This window comes from Methylibium rhizosphaerae, assembly GCF_006386545.1.
Taxonomy (GTDB): domain Bacteria; phylum Pseudomonadota; class Gammaproteobacteria; order Burkholderiales; family Burkholderiaceae_C; genus Pseudorivibacter; species Pseudorivibacter rhizosphaerae.
On the sequence record NZ_SWAR01000018.1, the window covers coordinates 54,364 to 74,922 of the forward strand.

The 20,559-nt window shown below is 68.6% G+C and carries 20 protein-coding genes; 18 read left to right on the top strand and 2 right to left on the bottom strand.

Annotated elements, in window-relative coordinates; genetic code table 11:
• Positions 1 to 3: 3 nt before the first annotated feature.
• Both puuE and E8D38_RS14315 read right to left on the bottom strand, forming a co-directional pair.
• Positions 4 to 963, bottom strand: a complete 960-nt coding sequence (puuE, locus tag E8D38_RS14310; protein WP_425462778.1) for an allantoinase PuuE — start codon at positions 961 to 963, stop codon at positions 4 to 6.
• Between the two features lie 5 nt (positions 964 to 968).
• A complete protein-coding gene (locus E8D38_RS14315; protein WP_140631747.1) occupies positions 969 to 1,718 on the bottom strand; it encodes a GntR family transcriptional regulator in 750 nt (249 codons plus the stop codon).
• 106 nt (positions 1,719 to 1,824) lie between these two features.
• Here E8D38_RS14315 and uraH point away from each other — a divergent pair, with 106 nt between their 5' ends.
• From uraH to E8D38_RS14405, 18 genes are all read left to right on the top strand, one after another.
• The gene (gene uraH / locus E8D38_RS14320) at positions 1,825 to 2,178 is read left to right on the top strand and encodes a hydroxyisourate hydrolase (RefSeq protein ID WP_140631751.1); all 354 of its coding nucleotides are present in this window, start codon (positions 1,825 to 1,827) and stop codon (positions 2,176 to 2,178) included.
• Between the two features lie 184 nt (positions 2,179 to 2,362).
• Complete coding sequence (locus E8D38_RS14325) at positions 2,363 to 3,568, top strand: urate hydroxylase PuuD (protein WP_140631754.1); 1,206 nt, start codon at positions 2,363 to 2,365, stop codon at positions 3,566 to 3,568.
• A gap of 38 nt (positions 3,569 to 3,606) precedes the next feature.
• Positions 3,607 to 4,359, top strand: a complete 753-nt coding sequence (locus E8D38_RS14330) for a class II aldolase/adducin family protein (RefSeq protein WP_140631757.1) — start codon at positions 3,607 to 3,609, stop codon at positions 4,357 to 4,359.
• Positions 4,360 to 4,387: 28 nt separating this feature from the next.
• A complete protein-coding gene (locus E8D38_RS14335) occupies positions 4,388 to 4,591 on the top strand; it encodes a 4-oxalocrotonate tautomerase (protein ID WP_246099491.1) in 204 nt (67 codons plus the stop codon).
• A 15-nt stretch (positions 4,592 to 4,606) separates the two neighbouring features.
• Positions 4,607 to 5,761, top strand: a complete 1,155-nt coding sequence (locus E8D38_RS14340) for an ABC transporter substrate-binding protein (RefSeq protein WP_140631765.1) — start codon at positions 4,607 to 4,609, stop codon at positions 5,759 to 5,761.
• 419 nt (positions 5,762 to 6,180) lie between these two features.
• Positions 6,181 to 7,077, top strand: coding sequence for an FAD:protein FMN transferase (locus E8D38_RS14345; RefSeq protein WP_246099492.1), 897 nt, complete (start codon positions 6,181 to 6,183; stop codon positions 7,075 to 7,077).
• Between the two features lie 64 nt (positions 7,078 to 7,141).
• Complete coding sequence (locus tag E8D38_RS14350; RefSeq protein ID WP_140631770.1) at positions 7,142 to 10,141, top strand: HzsA-related protein; 3,000 nt, start codon at positions 7,142 to 7,144, stop codon at positions 10,139 to 10,141.
• Complete coding sequence (locus tag E8D38_RS14355; protein ID WP_140631772.1) at positions 10,138 to 10,785, top strand: hypothetical protein; 648 nt, start codon at positions 10,138 to 10,140, stop codon at positions 10,783 to 10,785. Before E8D38_RS14350 ends, E8D38_RS14355 begins: the two co-directional genes overlap by 4 nt.
• The gene (locus E8D38_RS14360) at positions 10,782 to 11,579 is read left to right on the top strand and encodes an SH3 domain-containing protein (RefSeq protein ID WP_140631774.1); all 798 of its coding nucleotides are present in this window, start codon (positions 10,782 to 10,784) and stop codon (positions 11,577 to 11,579) included. The genes E8D38_RS14355 and E8D38_RS14360 overlap by 4 nt, the downstream gene beginning before the upstream one ends.
• Before the next feature lie 5 nt (positions 11,580 to 11,584).
• Positions 11,585 to 12,253, top strand: a complete 669-nt coding sequence (locus E8D38_RS14365; protein ID WP_140631776.1) for an outer membrane beta-barrel domain-containing protein — start codon at positions 11,585 to 11,587, stop codon at positions 12,251 to 12,253.
• A 12-nt stretch (positions 12,254 to 12,265) separates the two neighbouring features.
• Positions 12,266 to 12,787 (top strand): peroxiredoxin family protein, encoded by a 522-nt coding sequence (locus tag E8D38_RS14370; RefSeq protein WP_140631778.1) that lies wholly within the window; start codon positions 12,266 to 12,268, stop codon positions 12,785 to 12,787.
• Positions 12,784 to 13,020, top strand: coding sequence for a DUF4266 domain-containing protein (locus E8D38_RS14375; RefSeq protein WP_140631780.1), 237 nt, complete (start codon positions 12,784 to 12,786; stop codon positions 13,018 to 13,020). The genes E8D38_RS14370 and E8D38_RS14375 overlap by 4 nt, the downstream gene beginning before the upstream one ends.
• Positions 13,007 to 14,152, top strand: a complete 1,146-nt coding sequence (locus E8D38_RS14380) for a DUF3570 domain-containing protein (RefSeq protein ID WP_246099493.1) — start codon at positions 13,007 to 13,009, stop codon at positions 14,150 to 14,152. Before E8D38_RS14375 ends, E8D38_RS14380 begins: the two co-directional genes overlap by 14 nt.
• A 13-nt stretch (positions 14,153 to 14,165) precedes the next feature.
• Positions 14,166 to 14,747 (top strand): AraC family transcriptional regulator, encoded by a 582-nt coding sequence (locus E8D38_RS14385; protein ID WP_246099494.1) that lies wholly within the window; start codon positions 14,166 to 14,168, stop codon positions 14,745 to 14,747.
• 5 nt (positions 14,748 to 14,752) lie between these two features.
• On the top strand, positions 14,753 to 16,648 hold the full coding sequence (locus E8D38_RS14390; RefSeq protein ID WP_140631782.1) for a tetratricopeptide repeat protein: 1,896 nt from the start codon (positions 14,753 to 14,755) through the stop codon (positions 16,646 to 16,648).
• The gene (locus tag E8D38_RS14395) at positions 16,629 to 19,517 is read left to right on the top strand and encodes a tetratricopeptide repeat protein (RefSeq protein WP_140631784.1); all 2,889 of its coding nucleotides are present in this window, start codon (positions 16,629 to 16,631) and stop codon (positions 19,515 to 19,517) included. The genes E8D38_RS14390 and E8D38_RS14395 overlap by 20 nt, the downstream gene beginning before the upstream one ends.
• A complete protein-coding gene (locus E8D38_RS14400; RefSeq protein ID WP_140631786.1) occupies positions 19,504 to 20,235 on the top strand; it encodes a tetratricopeptide repeat protein in 732 nt (243 codons plus the stop codon). The genes E8D38_RS14395 and E8D38_RS14400 overlap by 14 nt, the downstream gene beginning before the upstream one ends.
• Entirely contained in the window at positions 20,232 to 20,537 is a 306-nt protein-coding gene (locus E8D38_RS14405; RefSeq protein WP_246099495.1) for a hypothetical protein, read from the top strand. The genes E8D38_RS14400 and E8D38_RS14405 overlap by 4 nt, the downstream gene beginning before the upstream one ends.
• The last annotated feature ends 22 nt before the right edge of the window (positions 20,538 to 20,559 follow it).

Genomic DNA, 20,559 nt, shown 5'->3' on the forward strand with positions numbered 1-20,559 from the left:
GGCTCACTTCCAGACGAAGGCCGTGTCGGCGTTGAACGGATGCACCTGCTTCCAGTGCCGTGCGATGTCGATGCGGCGGGTGACCCACACGCGGTCGTGCTTCTCGATGTGGTCGAGGAACTTCTGCAGCGCACGCATCCGCCCCGGGCGGCCGAGCAGGCGGCAATGCATGCCGATGGACATCATCTTGGGCGCGTCTTCGCCTTCGGCATACAGCACGTCGAAGCTGTCGCGCAGGTAGGTGAAGAAGTCGTCACCCTGCGAATAGCCCTGGGGCAGCGCGAAGCGCATGTCGTTCACGTCGAGCGTGTAGGGCACCACCAGGTGCGGCGCGAGCGAGCCGTCGGTCTTTTTCACCTGCAGCCAGAAGGGCAGGTCGTCGCCGTAGTAGTCGCTGTCGTATTCGAAGCCGCCGTGGTCGGCCACCAGCCGGCGCGTGTTGGGGCTGTCGCGGCCGGTGTACCAGCCCAGGGGCCTCTCGCCGGTGAGGCGGGAGATGATGGCCATGCCGCGCTCCAGGTGCTCGCGCTCGGTGGCCTCGTCCATGTTCTGGTAGTGGATCCAGCGCCAGCCGTGGCAGGCGATCTCGTGGCCGAGCTCGACGAAGGCCTTCGTGAGCTCGGGGTGGCGTTCCAGCGCCATCGACACGCCGAACACGGTGAGCGGGAGCTTGCGCTTCTCGAACTCGTCGAGCAGGCGCCACACGCCCACGCGCGAGCCGTATTCGTAGATGCCTTCCATCGACAGGTGGCGCGCCGGGTAGGCGATCGGATTGAACATCTCCGAGAGGAACTGCTCGCTGCCGGCATCGCCGTGCAGCACCGAGTTCTCGCCGCCTTCTTCGTAGTTCAGCACGAATTGCACCGCCACGCGGGCGCGGCCGGGCCATTGCGCATGCGGCGGCTTGCGGCCGTAGCCGACGAGGTCGCGCGGGTAGTCTTGGGAGCCGTTGGTAGGGGTCATGGTGTTCATTTCGCGGGAACGGGAAACAGCGCGGCCTCCAGGTCGGGCACGCGGGGGTCGAGGCGCAGGTTGCGCTCGACGTTGCCGAGGTGGTCGTCCATCAGGCGCACAGCGGCGCGGGCATCGCGCTTCTCGAGTGCATCGACGATGGCGACGTGTTCTTCGAAGGAGTGCTCGGCCGAATGCGACGACTGGTACATGAGCGAGATCAGCGAGCAGCGCGACACCAGGTCCTGCAGCATCTCGGCCAGGGTCTCGTTGCCCAGCATGCGGGCCAGCACGACGTGGAAGTCGGCCAGCAGCCGGGTGCGGCCGGAGACGTCGGTGCGCTGCACGGCGGCCTGCTCGTCGCGCAGGTGGGCGCGCAGCTCGGCCACCTGGGCCGGCGTGATCTCGGCGGCCAGCCGCCGGACCATGGCGGTCTCGAGCATGTTGCGCACCTCGAACACCTGGCGCGCCTCCTCGACGCTGGGTTCGGCCACGTAGGCGCCGCGCGCCGGCGTGAGCGTGACCAGCTTGTCGCGGCTCAGCTGGTTGAGCGCCTGGCGCACCACCGTGCGCGAGACCGCAAAGATGTCGGCGATCTTCTGCTCGGCCAGCTTGGTGCCCGGCATGAGCCGGCGCTCGACGATGGCGGTGGTGACGGAGTCGACGATGCGCTGCGTGGTGGTGGCCGGTGCGGAGGAGGCCGCAGGCCTGGCCGTCTTGGCAACCACCTTCAGGTGGCGGGGCGAGCGGGCATGGGCGGCAGGCATGGAAGGTTCGGGTCGGCTTGATCTGTACCCAAAACTGTATACACTTTTGAGAAGCTTTCAAGCCCGACGTGACGCGGGCCCCTCGACCCCCCCCCCCGGAGCCCCCATGGGAAAACTCACCACCCACGTTCTCGACACCGTGCACGGCGGCCCCGCCGCCGGCATGGTGGTGTCGCTGTACCGCCTGCAAGGCGGTGCGGCCACGCTCGTCAAGCGCATCGAGCTCAACCACGACGGCCGTGCCGACGCGCCGCTGCTCGAAGGCGCGGCGCTCGAGCAGGCCCGGTACCGCCTCGTGTTCGGCGTGGCGGCCTACTTCCGGGGCCGCGGCGTGGCGCTGCCGGAGCCGGCCTTCCTCGACGAAGTGCCGCTGGACTTCGGCATCGCCGACACCGGCTCGCACTACCACGTGCCGCTGCTGTGCAGCCCCTGGTCCTATTCCACCTACCGGGGTAGCTGAGAAGCAGTCTTGACCGCGGCGCGTGCCATCCGGATCCGGATTGACATGGCGCCAGCTGTGTATACACTTTGCGAACGTCGCCGCGGAGCCCCGGGGCCAGCCCCTGAGGATTGCGACGTTGACACCCTCACAGAGCCCGCCGTGGTGAGGTGACCCTCCTGACTCGATACAAGAGGTCATCTTCATGGACGCCTATTTGCTCGACTGGGCCAACCTGCTGCTGCGCTGGGCCCACGTCATCACCGCCATCGCCTGGATCGGTTCCTCGTTCTACTTCGTCTTCCTCGACAACAGCCTCACGCCGCCGGTCGATCCCGACCTGAAGGAAAAGGGCGTCAACGGCGAGCTCTGGGCGGTGCACGGCGGCGGCTTCTACCACCCGCAGAAATACCTCGTCTCGCCGAAGAAGCTGCCCGAGCACCTGCATTGGTTCTACTGGGAGAGCTATTCCACCTGGCTCACCGGCTTCGGCCTGTTCACCGTGCTGTACCTGTTCAACGCGGGCAGCTTCCTGGTGGACAAGAGCGTGTTCGACTGGTCGGCGGGCGCTGCCATCGGCGCGGCGCTCGGCTTTCTGGTGGCGTTCTGGTTCGTCTACGACCTGATCTGCCGCGCCTTCGGGCAGAAGAAGAACGGCGACCTCATCGTCGGCCTGTGCGTCACCGCCTTCATCGTGCTGGCCTCGTGGCTGGCCTGCCAGCTCTTCGCCGGCCGCGCCGCCTTCCTGCTGGTGGGCGCGATGATCGCCACCGCCATGAGCGCCAACGTGTTCTTCTGGATCATTCCCGGCCAGCGCAAGGTGATCGCGCAGATGAAGGCCGGCCAGCCGGTGGATCCGATCCACGGCCAGCGCGGCAAGCAGCGCAGCGTGCACAACACCTACTTCACGCTGCCGGTGCTGATCGCGATGCTGTCCAACCACTACGGCTGGCTGTACCAGGGTCCGAACAACTGGCTGGTGCTGGTGCTGCTGATGCTGGCCGGCGCCTTGATCCGCCACAGCTTCGTGGCGCGCCACAAGGCGCTGGTGGCCGGCAAGCGGCCGCCGTGGGAATACGCGGTGGCGGGCACGCTCTCGCTGGCGGGCCTTGCCTTCTGGCTCTCGCCCGCGCCGCAGACTGCCGAGCAGAAGGCGCAGGCGGCCCAGCCGGTGCACTTTGCCGAGGTCAAGCAGGTGATCGACCAGCGCTGCGCCATGTGCCACAACGCGCAGCTGCAGAGCAAGAATGTCGCCCTGCACACGCCCGAACTGGTGAAGCAGCATGCGCAGCAGGTGTACCAGCAGGTCTCGGTGCTCAAGCTCATGCCGCTGAACAATGCCACCCAGATCACCGACGGCGAGCGGGCGCTGATCGCCCGCTGGTACGAAGGCGGCGCTGGCACCCAATAGCGAACAGCGGCCGCAGGCGTGCGGCTTCCGAGGTTCCCATGCAGTTCCACCCGAGGGCTCCGCGCAGCGAGCAGGACGTCCGCGTCGATCTCGCCTGTGCCTACCGGCTCGCCGCGCTGGCCGGCTGGGACGACACCATCTACACCCACCTGTCGGCCGCGGTGCCGGGCGAGCCGGGCACCTACCTCATCAACGAGTTCGGCCTGGGTTTCGACGAGGTCTGCGCGTCCAACCTCGTGAAGGTGGACGCGACCGGCCGGGTGGTCGACGGCAGCGGGCGGCGCGTCAACCCGACCGGCTTCACCATCCATGGCGCGGTGCATGCCGCGCGCCCCGAGGTCGAGTGCGTGATCCACCTGCACGCGCCGTGGGGTGTGGCCCTGTCGATGCTGCCTCGCGGGCTCGAGCCCACTTCGCAATGGGCCATGCGCCTGCACGGCCGGCTGGGCCGGCATGCCTACGAAGGCCTGGCGCTGGGCCGCGACGAGGAGCGCCGGCTGGTCGCCAACCTCGGTGCGCTCGACGGCCTCATCCTCGACAACCACGGCACGCTCACGGTGGGCCGCACGGTGGCCGAGGCCTTCTTGCTGATGCACCTGCTCGAGCGGGCCGCCAGCGCGCAGCTGCTGGCCATGGCGGCCACCGGCGGCCAGGTGCAGGTGGTGAGCGAGGCGCTGGCCGGGCGCACGTATCGCCAATGGGTGGGCGACGGCAGCGAATGGGACGGCGATGCCGAATGGCCCGCGCTGCTGCGCCGCGCCGACCGGCTGTCGCCGGGTTTTCGCGACTGACAACACCACAAACGAGGAGACGAAAGAGATGCCGACGATCCGGATCGAGCTGTTCGAGGGCCGCACGCCGCAACAGAAGGCTGCGCTGGCCAGGGAAGTGACCGAAGCCTGCGTGCGCGTGCTGGGCGGCAGCGCCGACTCGGTGGACGTGCTGTTCTACGACGTCCGCCGCGAAGACTGGGCCACCGGCGGCGTGTTGTGGAGCGAGCGAGCGCCCAAGGCGTCGAGCTGACGCCGGGAGCCAACCATGGGAACCCTCAGACACGCGGTCGCGCGGGCGGGCGCGGCGGGCCTGCTCGCGCTCGTGTTTTGCAGCACGTCGATGGCACAGGCGCAAGCGCCGGCCGACGACATCCTCATCGGCGCCAGCCTGCCGCTGTCCGGCCCGGATGCTGCGGTGGGGCAGGAGACGCTCGCAGTGGCCAAGGCCGCCTTCGACGCGGTGAACGCAGCCGGCGGCATCCAGGGGCGCCGGATTTCACTGCTGGCCCTGGACGACAAGTTCCAGCCTGCGCGGGCGGCCGAGAACGCCCGCAAGCTCGACGCGCAGGGCGTCGTGGCCTTGTTCAACTGCTGGGGCACGGCCAGCTGTGGCGCGTTGCTGCCCGTGGCCGCGCAGGCCCGGCTGCCGGTGGTGAGCGGCATCGGCATCGCCGACGTCGGCCCGCAGGGGCCGGCCGCGCGCTATGCCTTCAACGTGCGGCCGACCACCGAGGACGAGATCGCCCGCATGGTGCGCCAGATGGACACGATCGGGCAGCGCCGCATCGCGGTGGCCTACCAGGACGACGCCTTCGGCAGGAGCGGCCAGGCCGCGGCCCAGCGGATGCTGGCCCGGGCCGGTCTCAAACCGGCCGGTGAACACGCGATGGCGCGCGACGCCGGGAACATGGCGGCAGTGGTGGAAGCCTTGCGCCGCTCCGATGCGCAGGGCGTGGTGGTGGTGGCGCCGCCGCTCACCGCAGTGGCGCTGATCCGCCAAGCCCGCCAGGCAGGACTCGCGGCCCAGTTCTACTGCCTGGCCGCGCAGGCGCACCGCGCCATGGTCGCGCAGCTGGGCGAACACACCACCGGCGTCGTGTTCACGACGCTGGTCCCCAGCCCGTGGAATGCCGGCCTCCCGGTGGTGCGTGACTACCAGCAGGTGCTGCGCGGCGGCAACAGCCGGCAGGAGTTCTCGTACCTGGGGCTCGAGGTCTACATCAATGCCAGGGTACTGGTCGAAGGCTTGCGCAAGGCAGGCAGCCGGGTGACGCGTGAATCGCTGGTGACCGCGCTCGAGTCCATGGGCGAGAAGCTCTTCACGCCGACGTTGTCGGTGCACTACGGCCCCGGCTCGCGCCAAGGCTCGTCGTACGTCGGCCTCACCATGGTGAGCCGCTCAGGCAGCTTCATCGAGTGAGTGTCTGCTGACGCTGAGCCTGCACTGCGCCGCAGGCCGAAAGAATTGCTCGGCACGCAGCGTTCCCAGCCTCCGGCCGACGCCCGGTGCGAATTGATAACGCCTAAGTGCGAGGCCGGTCAACGCGCCGCCGTTACATCTGAGACGGCTTGTAAGGCTGCGGCTATTTGCCAACTTGTCACGGTATTTCGAGTCGGGATGGCCTGAAGATGCGCCCCGAACACGTGAAAGCGTGGTTGGTGCGCCGGGCCCCCATGAGGGCATTCCATTCAAAACCTGCCTGGCCGCCACAAACCCACTGGAGGGATCCGATGAGTTCTGGCGCCTTGCCGTTGTCGTCAAGCGCAGAGCCGGGAGCCGTACGCGGCTCCTGGGGCTCGGTCGCGCCCGGCAATTGGTACCGGCGCGAGGAAGCCATCATGGGCACCTCCGTCAGCGTGGAGCTGTGGGCGGCCGACCGGGAGACCGCCGAGTCGGCCATGGCCGCGGTCATCGAAGAGATGCACCGCGTCGACCATGCGATGAGCCCCTTCAAGCCCGACTCGGAGCTGTCGCGCATCAACCGCGACGCCGCCATGGCAGCGGTACCGGTGAGCGGCGAAATGGCGGCCCTGATCGAGCGCGCGATCGACTTCTCGCAGCTGTCCGGCGGCGCGTTCGACATCACCTATGCCAGTGCGGGCGCACTGTACGACTACCGCGAAGGCATCGCCCCCACCGACGAGATGCTTGCCCAGGGCTGCGCCGCCATCGGCTGGCGTCACCTGGCGGTCGACCGGCAGGCCGGCACGGTGCGCTTCCTGCGCCCCGGCATGCGCATCGACCTGGGCGGCTTTGCCAAGGGGCATGCGGTGGACAACGCGGTGGCCCTGCTGCGCCAGCGCGGCATCACCAACGCCTTCGTGGCGGCCGGCGGTGACAGCCGTGTGCTGGGCGACCGTCGCGGCCGGCCCTGGACCATCGGCATCCGTGACCCTCGCCGGCCCGGCCAGGTGGTGGCCGTGCTGCCGCTCGAAGACGTGGCGATCTCGACCTCGGGCGACTACGAGCGCTTCTTCGAGCGCGACGGCGTGCGCTGCCATCACGTCATCGACCCGAAGACCGGCAGGTCGCCCGACGGCGTGCGCAGCGTCACGGTGCTGGCCGATGACGGGCTCACCACCGAGGGGCTGTCGAAAAGCGTGTTCGTGCTGGGCCTCGAAAAAGGGCTGCAGCTCGTCGAATCCCTGCGCGGCGTCGACGCCATCGTCGTCGATGCCGCTGGTGTTCTGCATTACTCGTCGGGGCTGCTTGGTGCAGGCCCCAGGCCCCAATAACAACACGACAACGAAAAGCAAGAAAGCTCGCGCTCGACCCAACCGAAGCGACCGGAGAGGAAAAATGAAACGACTCACGATGACAACCGCGCTGGCAGGCACCGCCGCCGCCGCGTTGACCCTGGGGCTCGCCGGCTGCGGCAGCGGCAGCGACTCCTCGACCGTGACGGTGCAGGGCGACGTGCCCATCGCCTACGCCAAGCGATCGACCAGCATCTCGATCAACCCGACCGACGGCGCCCCCTTCGCCGCCGGCGGCGACCTGCTGATCCGCGAGAAGTCCTCGCCGAGCGCGCCCGAGCACAACATCACCGCGCAATTCACCCGCGGCCAGGGCGACGCCTCCGACCCCGAGGTGTCCTACGACGGCAAGAAGATCGTGTTCGCGATGCGCTGCCCGGTGAACGGCAGCCCCACGATCAACGGCCAGGTGGCCTGCACCGGCCGCTGGAACATCTGGGAATACGACATGACCACCGGTGGCTACACCGGCGGCACCTTCCGCCGCATCACCGGCAGCAACCAGCATGACGACGTGGATCCGGCCTACCTGCCGGCCGGCCGCGGCTTCGTGTTCGCGTCGAACCGCCAGGCCAAGTCGAGCCAGAACCAGGCGCTCGGCCGGGCCTACTTCGCGCTCGACGAATACGAGCGCGAGCGCGTGCTGAACCTGCACACGATGGACGCCGAGGGCAACGGCATCACCCAGATCACCTTCAACCAGAGCCATGACCGCAACCCGGTGGTGCGCCCGAACGGCGACATCATGTTCGCGCGCTGGGAGCACGTGGCCGACCGCAACCGCTTCGCGATCTTCCGCACCAAGCCCGACGGCACCGACATGTTCGTGCTGTACGGCGCGCAGAGTCCCGGCAACAGCTTCCTGCACCCGCGCGACATGGACCCGGCCGGTGCCTACAAGGGCAAGCTCACGTCGTCGCTGATGCCGCTGTCGCGCACCCAGGAAGGCGGCGCGCTGATGATCGTGGACGCGGCCAACTACTCCGAGAACAACACGCCGGCCAATGCCACCATCCCGGCGCAAGGGGGCCAGACCCAGTCCACCACCGAGCGCCTGAACGACGGCATGGGCCTGTCGCTCAACGGCCGCGTCACCACGCCGTACCCGCTGTGGGACGGCACCGACCGCGTGCTGGTGGCCTACCGCCCGTGCGAAGTCACCCGCGACGGCGTGGTGGTGCATTGCTCGACACTGACCGACGCCGAAAAGGCGCGCCTGGGCAACCGTGAGCGCACCATGGCCGAAGCCGCTGCCGATCCGGTGCAGGACAACGCGCCGGCGGCCTATGCGATCTACATGTTCAACCCGGCCAACCAGACCTGGCTGAACGTCGCAGCCCCGCCCCCGGGCTTCATGTACACCGACCCGGTCGCCCTGCAGGCCCGCACCGAGCCGAATGCGACCGACCCGACCAACGTGGACCCGGTGCTGCGCGCGCAGAACATGGCGCTCATCGAAGTGCGTTCGGTGTACGACACCGACGGCCTGAACCGCATGTCCGACCCGATGCTGACCGCCGCCGACCTGGCCGCGGGCTGCACGACGGCGATCGCCAAGGTGGCGCCCACCGATTCGCACGACACGCGTCCGATGGTGGCCGACCTGCTGCGCATCAAGGACCCGGCCGACGCGGCCTATCGCTGCGCACCCGCCCGTTTCGTGCGGGCCGTGCGTGCCATCGCGCCGCCGTCGTCCACCATGGGCCTGCGTTCTGCCATCGGCGAAACCGAGTTCGAGCAGCAGCAGATCCTGGGCTATGCGCAGGTCGAGCCCGACGGTTCCTTCAAGCTGCAGGTGCCGGCCGACATCCCGCTGGGCCTGCAGATCGTCGACGCCAAGGGCCGTGCGTTCCAGACGCACACCAACTGGATCCAGGTCCGCCCCGGCGAGCGCCGCACCTGCGACGGCTGCCACAGCCCGCGCCGAGGCGCTTCGCTGAACTCCGGCACCGTGGTCAACACCATGCCCGCTGCCTTGGTACAGGCCCTGGCCGGCGCGCACCAGTCCGGCGAGACGATGGCCTCGACCCGCACCCGCCTCGATCCGGCGCGCCTGAACCTGGTGACCGACCTCGACTTCACCGACGTGTGGGCCGACACCACGAAGCCCAACGTCACGGCGCGTCCGAGCATCCTGGTGCGCTACACCGGCAACACGAACCCGGCCGACGACCTGGCCACGGCCGTGCCGACCAACGGTGTCATCAACTATCCGCAGCACATCGCCCCGCTGTGGACGCGCGTTCGCGGCACCGGCGGCGCCAACACCTGCACCAACTGCCACAGCGACCCGGCCAATCTCGACCTGCGCAACACCACGGCCGGCACCGGCCGGCTGGTGTCGTACGAAGAGCTGCTGCTGGGCGACCCGGTGCTCGGCGCCAACGGCCAGCCGGTGACCCGCATCCGCGACGGCGTGCCCGAGATCGAGCGCGGTCCGGCCCTGGTGGAAACCAGCTCCGGCGCTGCCAACACCGCAGGCCAGGCCCGCAAGAGCCGCCTCACCGAGATCCTGTTCGGTGAAACCCTGCTGGCCGGCTCGGCCGCGCGCACCGCGTTCCCCAACCCGCCGGCCGGCGCGCCCGACCACTCGACGCTGCTCAACCCGGCCGAGAAGCGGCTGCTGGTCGAGTGGATCGACCTGGGCGGCCAGTACTACAACGACCCGTTCGGCTCCGGCAGCGCCGTGCGCACCGTCACCACGCTGAGCCAGGCGACCTTCGAGTCGCAGGTGTGGCCGGTGCTGCGCTCGACCTGTGCGGCGGCCTGCCACCAGGCCATCGGCACCGACCCGAGCATCGTGGGCGGCGGCCAGTTCCGCGGCAACCGCTTCGTGCTCACCGGCAGCGCCGAGGGCGACTACAACGTCACCTTGTCGATGATCTCGGACACCTGCAACGCGGCACAGAACTACCTGCTGTCGCGTCCGTCCACCGTGCCGCACCCGGCCGGTGCGACGACGCAGACCACCGCCGTGCTGCCGGTGGGCAGCGCAGGCTACAACGCGATCGCCAGCTGGATCACCTCGGGCTGTACTCAATGACGCTCGAGAGTCGAGTCATCGCGTCGCGAGGCGCACGGCGTCTCGCGGCGCTTTCCCTGGCGGCCGTTGCGGCCGCCGCCCTGCTGGCCAGCTGCGGCGGGGGCGGTTCCAACCCGCTGGACAACCCGCCCGACGTCCAGAACCCCGGCGGCACCGGCGGGCAGAAGCTGTCGTTCGCGTACTTCCAGCGCTGCGTCAATCCCATCTTCCTGGCGCAGCTGCAGATCAACCAGAATGGCGTGATCTCCATCAACACCTGTGCCGCCTCGGGTTGCCACGACAACACCGTGGGCACGGGTGGCGCCTTCCGCGTGGTGCAGTCGGCGCAACCGGTGGACCTGTCCAACGGGGCCAACACGCCCGACGTGATCCGCACCACCGACATGTACAAGAACTACTACTCAGCGGCCGGCGAGGTGTTCATCAGCTCACCGGCGCAGAGCCGCCTGCTCACCAAGCCCATGGTCAACGGCGTGCTTCACGGCGGAGGCCTCATCTTCGAGAACCTGCAGGACCCGAACGCAAGGCTGATCCAGTACTGGATGAGCCGCCCCATGCCCGCCGGGCAGGACGAGTTCAGCACTGCGGCGGCCAACATGTTCACGCCGCCTGACATCAATACCGGGGCCTGCAACACACAATGAGCGACTGGTTGTTCGGAGGGGTTGCAGCTCGTTGCCGCGCACCGCTGCGCGGCTTGCTGTTCTGGGGCCTGGTGGCCTGCGCCGCCATCGGCGCCCGACCGGCACACGCTGCGGAAGACAAGGTCGAGCGGCTGCAGATCACCGACCCCTACATCGAGCTGCACACCGGTCCCGGCCGCGGCTACCCGGTCTTCTTCGTCGCGCCTCGCGGCGAATGGATCGGCATCACGCTGCGCCACACCGACTGGTACAAGGTGCGCACCGAAGGCGGCAAGGAGGGCTGGGTGCATCGCCGGCAGCTCGAGACCACCCTCACCGAGGCAGGCGGGCAGAAGACCTTCCGCGATCTCGTGGTCGACGACTACCTGCTGCGCAAGCTCGAGCTCGGCGGCGGCTGGGGCCGCTTCAAGAAGGAGCCCATGCTCAAGATCTGGACCGGCTATCGGCTGTCGGACACCCTGTCGGTCGAGGGCACGCTGGGGCAGGTGCAGGGTGTCTTCTCCGGCACCGACTTCTGGCACGTCAACCTGAACGTCGAGCCATGGTCCGACCGGCGGCTGTCGCCGTTCTTCGGCGTCGGATTCGGGCGCTTCAAGAACGTGCCGAACCAGAGCCTGGTGTCGTCCATCGTCACCGACGCCAAGCTGGCCAACGTCGGGCTGGGCGTGCGCTACTACATCACCGACCGTTTCGTGCTGCGGGCCGACTACTCCATCTACACCGCCTTCGTGGCAGACACCCGGTCCACCGAGTACCGCGCCATCACGGGCGGTCTGTCGTTCTTCTTCCAGTGAGAGCCATGCGCCTACACCTCCTGACCCTTCCCCTGCTGCTGGCTGCCGGCGTGCTGGCGAGCCCGTTCGCCGCCGCGCAGAACACCCCTGCCCAGCCCGCGGGGCAGCAGCAGCCGGCCAACGAGCAGGTCATCGTGCCGCAGGTGGACCGGCGCGACGTGAAGCTGCCGCGCTTCCCGTCGAAGGACTTCGAGGCGGGCCTGTTCGCCGGCACCTACCAGACCGAGAACTTCGGCTCCAACCTGGTGACGGGCCTGCGCCTGGGCTATCACGTGACCGAGGACTTCTTCGTCGAGGCCGCCTACGCCCAGACGAAGGTGAGCGACGAATCCTTCCGGCAGATCCTGCCCGGCGGCGTGTTCGGCCGGCCGGAAGAGAAGCTCACCTACTACAACCTGTCGGTCGGCTACAACCTGCTGCCCGGCGAGGTGTTCATCGGCAAGAGCATCGCCAAGGCCAATGCGATCTACCTGATCGCCGGCATCGGCAGCACGAAGTTCAACCAGAAATCGAGCCAGACCTACAACTTCGGCCTGGGCACCCGGCTCATGCTGAAGGACTGGGCCGCCGTGCAGGTGGACCTGCGCGACCACATCTTCTCGATGGACCTGCTGGGCCAGCGCAAGAGCACCCAGAACCTCGAGCTGACCGCCGGCATCACTTTCTTCTTCTGACCCGCAGCCACCATGATGAAGACGCTGTACACCTGTCTTGTCCGATCCGGCCGCGCGCTGGCTGGCGCCGCGCTCGCGGCCTGCACCGTGGCGGCCTCAGCGGCTGTCGTGCCGCAGGCGCCGGCCCCTGACTTCACGCTGCGCACGATGAACGGCCCGAACCTGCGCCTGCAGGAACAACGCGGCCAGGTCGTGATGGTGAACTTCTGGGCCACCTGGTGCGGACCGTGCCGCCAGGAGATGCCGCACCTCAACAAGCTGTACGACAAGTACAAGAACTCGGGCTTCGTGCTGCTGGGCGTCAACATCGACGACGACGCGCTGAAGGCAACCGACCTCGCCAACAAGCTGGGGCTCAAGTTCCCGGTGCTGCTCGACACCGACAAGAAGGTGAGCCGCACCTACGACATGAACGCGATGCCGGCCACGCTCCTGATCGACCGCGACGGCAAGGTGCGCTACATCCACCGCGGCTATCGCGACGGCTTCGAACTCACCTACGACAAGCAGATCCGGGAATTGGTGAAGGAATGAATGCCACCTTGCGCCTGGCCTGCGCGGCCGTGCTGTGCGCCTGCGCGGCACTTGCGGGCTGTGGTTCCATCGAGCCCTGGGTGAAGCCCTATGAACGCGAGAAGCTGGCCGATCCGGTGATGCAGTTCTCGCGGCACAGCCTGCCCGAGCGGCACCGGGAACACGTGCGGGTGGTGCGCGAGGGCGGACGCGGCGCGACCGGCGTGCAGGGGGGCGGCTGTGGCTGCAACTGACGACAGGTTCGACAAGAAGGTCGACAAGAGGGCTGAAAAGAGGGCTGAAAAGACGGCTGAAAGGAGGGCGACCGCCACGCTCATCGGCGTCATCGCCTCCGGCACTGCCGGTGCGGCCACGCTGCCCGAAGACCAGGCCGAGGCGATGTTCCACGTCTACGACGGCGGCGGCGTCACGGCCACCGGCCCGGCGCTGCTGGTGCGCAAGAGCCTGGCCGACAAGGTGTCGCTGTCGGCGTCGTACTACCTCGACGCGGTGAGCAACGCCTCCATCGACGTGGTGACCACGGCCAGCCCGTTCAAGGAAAAGCGCAATGCGTTCACCGTGGGCGCCGACTACCTGGTGCGCGACTCGCTGCTGTCGATCTCAGCCGAGACCAGCAAGGAGCCCGACTACAAGGCCGACGCGGTGACGCTGGGTGTCTCGCAGGAAGTCTTCGGCGGGATGACCACCGTGAGCCTGGGCTACACCCGCGGCTCCGACAAGGTGGGCAAGAAGGATGAGGGCTTCTTCGACTACGCACGCCACTGGCAGTACCGCCTGGGCGTCACCCAGATCCTCACGCCGCGGCTGCTGGCGAGCCTCAACTACGAGGTGGTGTCCGACGACGGCTACCTGGGCAACCCGTACCGCGCCGCACGCGTGTTCGGGGCTGCGGTGCCCGAGCGCAACCCGCGCACGCGCTCCAGCCGCGCCATCAAGGCCAGCGTGATCGCAGACCTCGGCGCGCGCAACTCGGTGCGCGGCGAGTACCGCTACTTCTGGGACACCTGGGCCATCAAGGCGCACACCGTCGACCTTGCCTACAGCCGCTGGTTCGGGGACCAATGGCTGGCCGACGCGACGCTGCGCTACTACACGCAGGACAAGGCGCTGTTCTACAGCGACAACGCCGCCACCGAAACCCGCTACGTCTCGCGCAACCGGCAGCTGTCCACCTTCAACAGCGTCGGCCTGGGCGCCAAGCTGTCGTACGCGTGGAAGAAGGTGCCCGGCCAGTACGAGATCAAGCTCAACGGGGCGTACGAGTTCGTGCGCTTCAAGTTCAAGGACTTCACCGACATCCGCAGCGGCAACCTGTACTCGTTCGACGCCAACGTGTTGCAGCTTTTCGTGTCGGCCACTTACTGAGACTGAGGGCAGCATGTTCTTCATTCGTCTTTGCCGCGCCTTTGCCGCCCTTTCGATCGCCTTCGCATCGACCGCCTGGGCTGCCGACGCTCCCGCGCCCGCAGCGGCGGCCAGTGCACCCGAGGCCGCCGCCTCGGCCCCGGCCCGGCCCGCCAGCCTCGATGCCCGCATCCAGGAGGTCAAGGGCGACGTGATCCGCCTGAACCGCGACCTGCTGGTGCTGGAAGAGGAGCTGCTGTTCCCGGCCAACACCCAGGTGGCGCTGTTCGTGTCGATGGACGTGGGCAAGCTGTTCGAGCTGGAGTCGGTGCAGATCAAGCTCGACGACAAGGTGATCACGAACTACCTGTACACCCCGCTCGAAGTGCAGGCCCTGCACCGCGGCGGCGTGCAGCGGGTGCATGTGGGCAACCTGAAGTCGGGCGAACACGAGATCGTGGCGTTCTTCACCGGCAAGGGCCCGCACGATCGCGACTACAAGCGCGGCACCACCATCAGGTTTGAAAAAGGCACCGACGCGAAGTACATCGAACTGCAGATCAAGGACTCCGCCGGCAAGCTCCAGCCGGAGTTCGAGGTGAAAGTCTGGCAATAACCCCCATGGCTGCACGCAGTTCTTCCAGGTTCAAGTCGCTGCGGCGGCTCGCCGTCGCAGCGGCCTGCGCGGGCGCCATGTCGGCGGCGCCCGCGGCCGATGTGCAGCAGCACGTGCTCAAGGACCCGCACTACGGCGACACGCTGTTCCATTTCTTCCAGGACCGCTACTTCACCTCGATCACCACGCTGATGGTGTCGCAGCACTTCGACCGCGTGTCGCAGCATGCCGACGAGGCCGAGCTGCTGCGCGGCGGCATGCTGCTGTCGTACGGGCTGCACCGCGAGGCCGGCGAGATCTTCGCGCAGCTCATCGACCGCAGCGCCACGCCGGCAGTGCGCGACCGCGCCTGGTTCTACCTCGCCAAGATCCGCTACCAGCGCGGCTTCACCGCCGAGGCCGAAGCGGCGATGGCCCGCATCGAGAAGAACCTGCCGCCCGCGCTCGAAGAGGAGCGGATGCTGCTGCAGGCCAACATGCTGCTGGCGCGCGGCGAATACGCGGCCGCGGCCGAGGTGCTCAAGGCGCCGGCCGCCAAGGCCGAGGCCGGGCAGTACGCGCGCTACAACCTGGGCGTGGCGCTGGTGAAGGGCGGCGATGCCAAGGCCGGCTCCGAGATGCTCGACGCGCTGGGCAAGGCGCCCGCGCTGACCGAGGAGTTCCGCAACCTGCGCGACAAGGCCAACGTGGCGCTCGGCTTCACCGCGCTGCAGAACCAGGAGCCGCATCTCGCACGCGGCTACCTCGAGCGGGTGCGCCTGAACGGCCCCCATTCCAACAAGGCGCTGCTCGGCTTCGGCTGGGCCGCCGCCGAAATGAAGGACGCGAAGCTGGCCCTGGTGCCGTGGACCGAGCTCGCCACCCGCGACGCCAGCGACTCCGCGGTGCTCGAGGCGCGCATCGCCGTGCCCTACGCCTATGCCGAGCTGGGCGCCTTCGGCCAGGCGCTCGACCGCTACAACGAGGCGGTGGCCGAATTCGAGCGTGAGGGCCGTGCCCTCGACGAAACCATTGCCGCCATCCGCGCCGGCAAGCTGGTTCAGGGGCTGGCCGAGAGCAACCCGGGCGACGAGATGGGCTGGTTCTGGAACATCCGCGAACTGCCGGAGATGCCGCATGGCCGTCACCTGTCGCAGGTGATGGCCCAGCACGAGTTCCAGGAGGCCTTCAAGAACTGGCGCGACCTGCAGTTCCTGCACCGCAACCTGCAGCGCTGGCAGGACAACCTGGGCGTCTTCACCGACATGCTCGACAACCGCCGCAAGGCCTTCACCGACCGCCTGCCGCAGGTGCGGGCCAAGGCCAGCGAGACGGGACTGCCGCAGCTGCAGCAGCAGGCCGGCGCGCTGTCCCGGGAACTCGCCGAAGTCGAGGCCTCTGCCGATGCCGGGGCGCTTGCCGACGAACGGGAGCGTGCCCTGATCGAGCGGATCGACGGCGTGCGTGCCACGCTGGAGCAGCTGGATCCCAAGGACCCGGAAACCGCCGCGACCCGCGAACGCTATCGCCTGGCCGCCGGCGCCATGACCTGGCAGCTGGCCCAGCACTACCCGAACCGGCTCTGGGAAGCGAAAAAGGGCCAGAAGACCCTCGAAGCGCAGCTCGTCGAGGCTCAACGCCGTGACGCCGCGCTGGCCCAGGCCCAGAAGGACGAGCCGGTGCGCTTCGACAAGTTCGGCGAGCGCATCGCCGCGCTGAACCCGCGCATCGCCGCGCTGCTGCCGCGGGTGGTCGCGCTCGGCAACGAGCAGCAGCAGCAGGTGCAGGACATCGCAGTGGCCGAGCTGTCGCGCCAGAAGGAGCGCCTGGCCGTGTATGCGACGCAGGCGCGGTTCGCGCTGGCGCAGCTGTACGACCGCGCCATCGCCACCAGGAGTGCAGATGACACGCCCAAGCAATAGGACCACCCGCCTGGTGGCCGTGCTCGTCGCGTGCGGCCTGCTCAGCGCCTGTGCAGGCAGGCGCAAGGGCACGCTCGAGGAAGAGGTCACCCTCAGAAGCCTGGCCGGCCGCACCGTGGTCGTGACCGAGGACCGGGGCATCAAGGCCACCGAGGAGCAGGCGATCGCCGCCTACAAGAAGTTCCTCGAGGTGGCGCCGAATGCACCGCAGCGGGCCGAAGCCATCCGCCGCCTGGGCGATCTCGAGATGGACCATGCCGACAACCGCTTCGCCAGCGGCGAGCCGGTGGCCGGCCCGGTGGCGGCGGCCTCGCCGGGAACGCCCGCCTCGGGCGCTCAGCCGGGCGACGGCCCCGACTACCGGTCGGCGGTGGCGCACTACCAGCGCTACCTCAAGGACTATCCGGACGACCCCAACAACGACCGCGTGCTCTACCAGCTCGCCCGTGCCCAGGAGCAGGCCGGCGACCTGGAAGGCTCGCTCAAGACCCTGGACCGGCTGGCCCTGGGCGCGCCCAAGACCATCTACCGGGACGAAGCCAACTTCCGCCGCGGCGAGCTGCTGTTCTCGCTGCGCGAATACGTGAAGGCCGAGCAGGCCTACGCCACCGTGCTCAAGGGCGACTCGGCCAATCCGTATCGCGAGCGTGCGCTCTACATGCAGGGCTGGTCGCAGTTCAAGCAGGGGCGGCTCGACGAGTCGTTGCATTCCTTCTTCGGCGTGCTCGACCTCAAGGTGGCCAACAAGGGCGACGAAGGCGGGCTGGACAACATCCCCGGCCTCACCCGCGCCGACCGCGAGCTGGTGGAAGACACCTTCCGCGTGGCCAGCATCAGCCTGGCCAACCTGCAGGGGGCCGAGTCCATCCCGGCCTACGTCAACACGCCCGAGCGAAAGAGCTACGAGTTCCGGGTGTACGAGCAGCTCGGGGCCCTGTACCTCAAGCAGGAACGGGTGAAGGACGCGGCCGACACGCTGGGCCTGTTCGCACGGCGCGACCCGCTGCATGCGCAGGCGCCGCAGCTGCAGGCGCAGGTGATCGACATCTACCAGGAGAACGGCTTCGGCAGCCTGGCGCTCGACGCGAAGAAGGACTACGTGTCGCGCTACGGCATCGACAGCGAGTTCCGCCGCGCCAACCCGGCGGGCTGGGAGCGGGCGCAACCGCTGGTGAAGACCCACCTCACCGAGCTGGCGCGCCATCACCATGCGCTGGCGCAGAAGAGCAAGGCGAGCGCCGACTACCAGGAGGCGGTGCGCTGGTACCGCGCCTACATCGCGTCGTTCCCCACCGACCCCGACACCGCGCAGAACAACTTCCTGCTGGCCGAGCTGCTGTACGAAGACAGGCAGTACGCCGCGGCCGCGGTCGAATACGAAAAGACCGCCTACCAGTATCCGCAGCACGCGAAGAGCGCCGACGCCGGCTATGCCGCGCTGCTGGCCTATGCCGAGCAGGAAAAGCGCGTGGCGCCTGCCGAGCTGCCCGCACTGCAGCGCACGAGCGTCGACAGCGCCTTGCGCTTTGCGCAGGCCTTCCAGTCCGACACGCGCAACGGCCCGGTGCTCACGAACGCGGCCGAGAAGCTGTTCAACCTGCGTGACGGCGAGCAGGCGTCCAAGGTGGCCCGGCAGGTGCTCGACCTCAACCCGCCCGCTTCGGCTGCCAACCGCCGCGTGGCCTGGACGGTGATCGCGCACACGGCGTTCGACCGCGCCGCCTACGACGTGGCCGAACAGGCCTACGGCGAGGTGCTGGCGCTCACCCCCGAGAAGGAGGCCGGCCGCAGCGAACTGGTCGAGCGGGTGGCCGCCTCGATCTACAAGCAGGGCGAGATCGCGCGCGACGCCGGCGACCTGCGCCGCGCCGTGGGTCACTTCGAACGGGTGGCGATCGCCGCGCCGCAGTCGGCGGTGCGCGCCACCGCACAGTACGACGCGGCGGCCGCGCTGATCACGCTGAAGGACTGGGACGCGGCCACCCGCAGCCTCGAGGACTTCCGCCAGCGGTATCCCAACCACCCGCTGCAGGCCGAGGTGGGCAACAAGCTGGCCGTGGCCTATGTCGAGAAGGGCCAGTGGGCGCAGGCTGCCGGCGAGTTCGAGCGGGTGGCCAACACCAGCAAGGACCCGCAGCTGGCACGGCAGGCGCTGTGGCAGGCCGCCGAGCTGCACGAGAAGGGCGCCGAAAAGGGCGGCTCGCGAGCCGCCGCGGTGAAGACCTGGGAGCGCTACGTCAAGCAGTATCCGCAGCCCTTCGAGCCGGCCATGGAGGCGCGCTGGCGCCTGGCGAAGCTGGCCCGCGCCGACGGCAACGCGGCCCGCGAGCTGGCCCTCATGAAAGAGATCTTCCAGGCCGACAAGGCAGCGGGCGGCGCGCGTACCGAACGCACCCGCTACCTGGGCGCTACCGCGGCGCTGGCGATGGCCGAGCCGGTGTATGCCGAGTACCGCAAGGTGGCGCTGGTGGAGCCGCTGGCGAAGCAGCTCAAGCTCAAGAAGGCCAGGATGGAAGAGGTGCTGAAGGCCTATGCGGTGGCCACCGACTACGGCGTGGCCGACGTGACCACCGCCGCCACCTACCACGTGGCCGCGCTCTACCAGGACTTCGGCAAGGCGCTGATGACCTCGCAGCGGCCCAGGAAGCTGTCGAAGGTGGAGCTGGAGCAATACAACGTGATGCTCGAGGAGCAGGCCTTCCCGTTCGAGGAAAAGGCCTTCGAGCTGCACGAGGTGAATGCGAAGCGGGCCAGCGAAGGCATCTACGACCAGTGGGTGAAGAACAGCTTCAAGGCGCTGGGCGAGTTGCGGCCGGTGCGCTACGGCAAGGTCGAACGCAGCGAAGGAGCGGTGCATGAGATCCGCTGACACGCTGAAGACCGCAGCCCTGCTGCTGGCGCTGTGTTCAACATTGGGCGGCTGCTCGTCGGTGGCCCAGCGCCTGCCGGCCTCGGTGCAGGCGGCGGCGAAGTCGGTGGTCGATGCGGTCACCCCTGCGGCGGTCGCAGCCAGCGCGCCCGCCGCCGCCCCGGAAGCGCGCCCCGAGCCCGAAGCGCCGGTGAGCCCGGCTGCGCAACGCACCTTCGACGACGCCTTGCGCGCCCTGCGGGCCGGTCGCGCCGAAGAGGCCGAGCGCGGCTTCGTGTCGCTCACCCGGTCGAACCCGGAACTCGGCGGCCCGTTCGCCAACCTGGGCGTCATCTACCGCGAAGCGGGCAGGCTGCCCGAGTCGGCCAAGGCGCTCGAGGAGGCGGTGCGGGTGAACCCGCGGCAGGCGGTGTACTTCAACCAGCTGGGCATCACCTACCGGCACCAGGGCCAGTTCGCCAAGGCGCGCGAAGCCTACGAGCAGGCCGTCTCGCTCGACGCCCGGTACGCCTCGCCGCTGCTCAACCTCGGCATCCTGCACGACCTCTACCTGGGCGATGCCCGCCGTGCGCTGGAGCTGTACGACCGCTACCTCGCACTGTCGCCGGCAGGTGATGCAACGGTAACCAAATGGATCGCCGACCTGAAGAATCGCAAGCCGGCGCCGATCACCGTGAGTCAGCAGGGCAGCAACGGCAGCGCGAAGGAGAAGGAATGAAGCACATCGTCTTGACCCTGGCGATCCTGATCGTTGCGGCGGCAGCGCTGTTCGTGGCCCCGGCCTTTGCGCAGGACCGCGCCGACATCGACCGCACGCAGATCATCGGCAACCGCGAGCTGCCCAAGGTGCTGTACATCGTGCCCTGGAAGAAGCCGCTGCCCGGCGAGCTGGCAGGCCGCCCGGTGCAGAGCGTGCTCGACGAGGCGCTCGCACCGGTCGACCGCGATGTGTTCCGCCGCCAGGTGCAGTACGACGCGCAGCTGACCGCGCGCGAAGCTGCATCGAAGCAGGCCAAGTGACCCCCGTTTCCTGTTCCCCCCG

Coding starts and splice junctions, on each gene's coding strand:
- puuE (WP_425462778.1), bottom strand. CDS start 963: ATGACCCCTACCAACGGCTCCCAAGACTACCCGCGCGACCTCGTCGGC.
- E8D38_RS14315 (WP_140631747.1), bottom strand. CDS start 1,718: ATGCCTGCCGCCCATGCCCGCTCGCCCCGCCACCTGAAGGTGGTTGCC.
- uraH (WP_140631751.1), top strand. CDS start 1,825: ATGGGAAAACTCACCACCCACGTTCTCGACACCGTGCACGGCGGCCCC.
- E8D38_RS14325 (WP_140631754.1), top strand. CDS start 2,363: ATGGACGCCTATTTGCTCGACTGGGCCAACCTGCTGCTGCGCTGGGCC.
- E8D38_RS14330 (WP_140631757.1), top strand. CDS start 3,607: ATGCAGTTCCACCCGAGGGCTCCGCGCAGCGAGCAGGACGTCCGCGTC.
- E8D38_RS14335 (WP_246099491.1), top strand. CDS start 4,388: ATGCCGACGATCCGGATCGAGCTGTTCGAGGGCCGCACGCCGCAACAG.
- E8D38_RS14340 (WP_140631765.1), top strand. CDS start 4,607: ATGGGAACCCTCAGACACGCGGTCGCGCGGGCGGGCGCGGCGGGCCTG.
- E8D38_RS14345 (WP_246099492.1), top strand. CDS start 6,181: ATGGGCACCTCCGTCAGCGTGGAGCTGTGGGCGGCCGACCGGGAGACC.
- E8D38_RS14350 (WP_140631770.1), top strand. CDS start 7,142: ATGAAACGACTCACGATGACAACCGCGCTGGCAGGCACCGCCGCCGCC.
- E8D38_RS14355 (WP_140631772.1), top strand. CDS start 10,138: ATGACGCTCGAGAGTCGAGTCATCGCGTCGCGAGGCGCACGGCGTCTC.
- E8D38_RS14360 (WP_140631774.1), top strand. CDS start 10,782: ATGAGCGACTGGTTGTTCGGAGGGGTTGCAGCTCGTTGCCGCGCACCG.
- E8D38_RS14365 (WP_140631776.1), top strand. CDS start 11,585: ATGCGCCTACACCTCCTGACCCTTCCCCTGCTGCTGGCTGCCGGCGTG.
- E8D38_RS14370 (WP_140631778.1), top strand. CDS start 12,266: ATGATGAAGACGCTGTACACCTGTCTTGTCCGATCCGGCCGCGCGCTG.
- E8D38_RS14375 (WP_140631780.1), top strand. CDS start 12,784: ATGAATGCCACCTTGCGCCTGGCCTGCGCGGCCGTGCTGTGCGCCTGC.
- E8D38_RS14385 (WP_246099494.1), top strand. CDS start 14,166: ATGTTCTTCATTCGTCTTTGCCGCGCCTTTGCCGCCCTTTCGATCGCC.
- E8D38_RS14390 (WP_140631782.1), top strand. CDS start 14,753: ATGGCTGCACGCAGTTCTTCCAGGTTCAAGTCGCTGCGGCGGCTCGCC.
- E8D38_RS14395 (WP_140631784.1), top strand. CDS start 16,629: ATGACACGCCCAAGCAATAGGACCACCCGCCTGGTGGCCGTGCTCGTC.
- E8D38_RS14400 (WP_140631786.1), top strand. CDS start 19,504: ATGAGATCCGCTGACACGCTGAAGACCGCAGCCCTGCTGCTGGCGCTG.
- E8D38_RS14405 (WP_246099495.1), top strand. CDS start 20,232: ATGAAGCACATCGTCTTGACCCTGGCGATCCTGATCGTTGCGGCGGCA.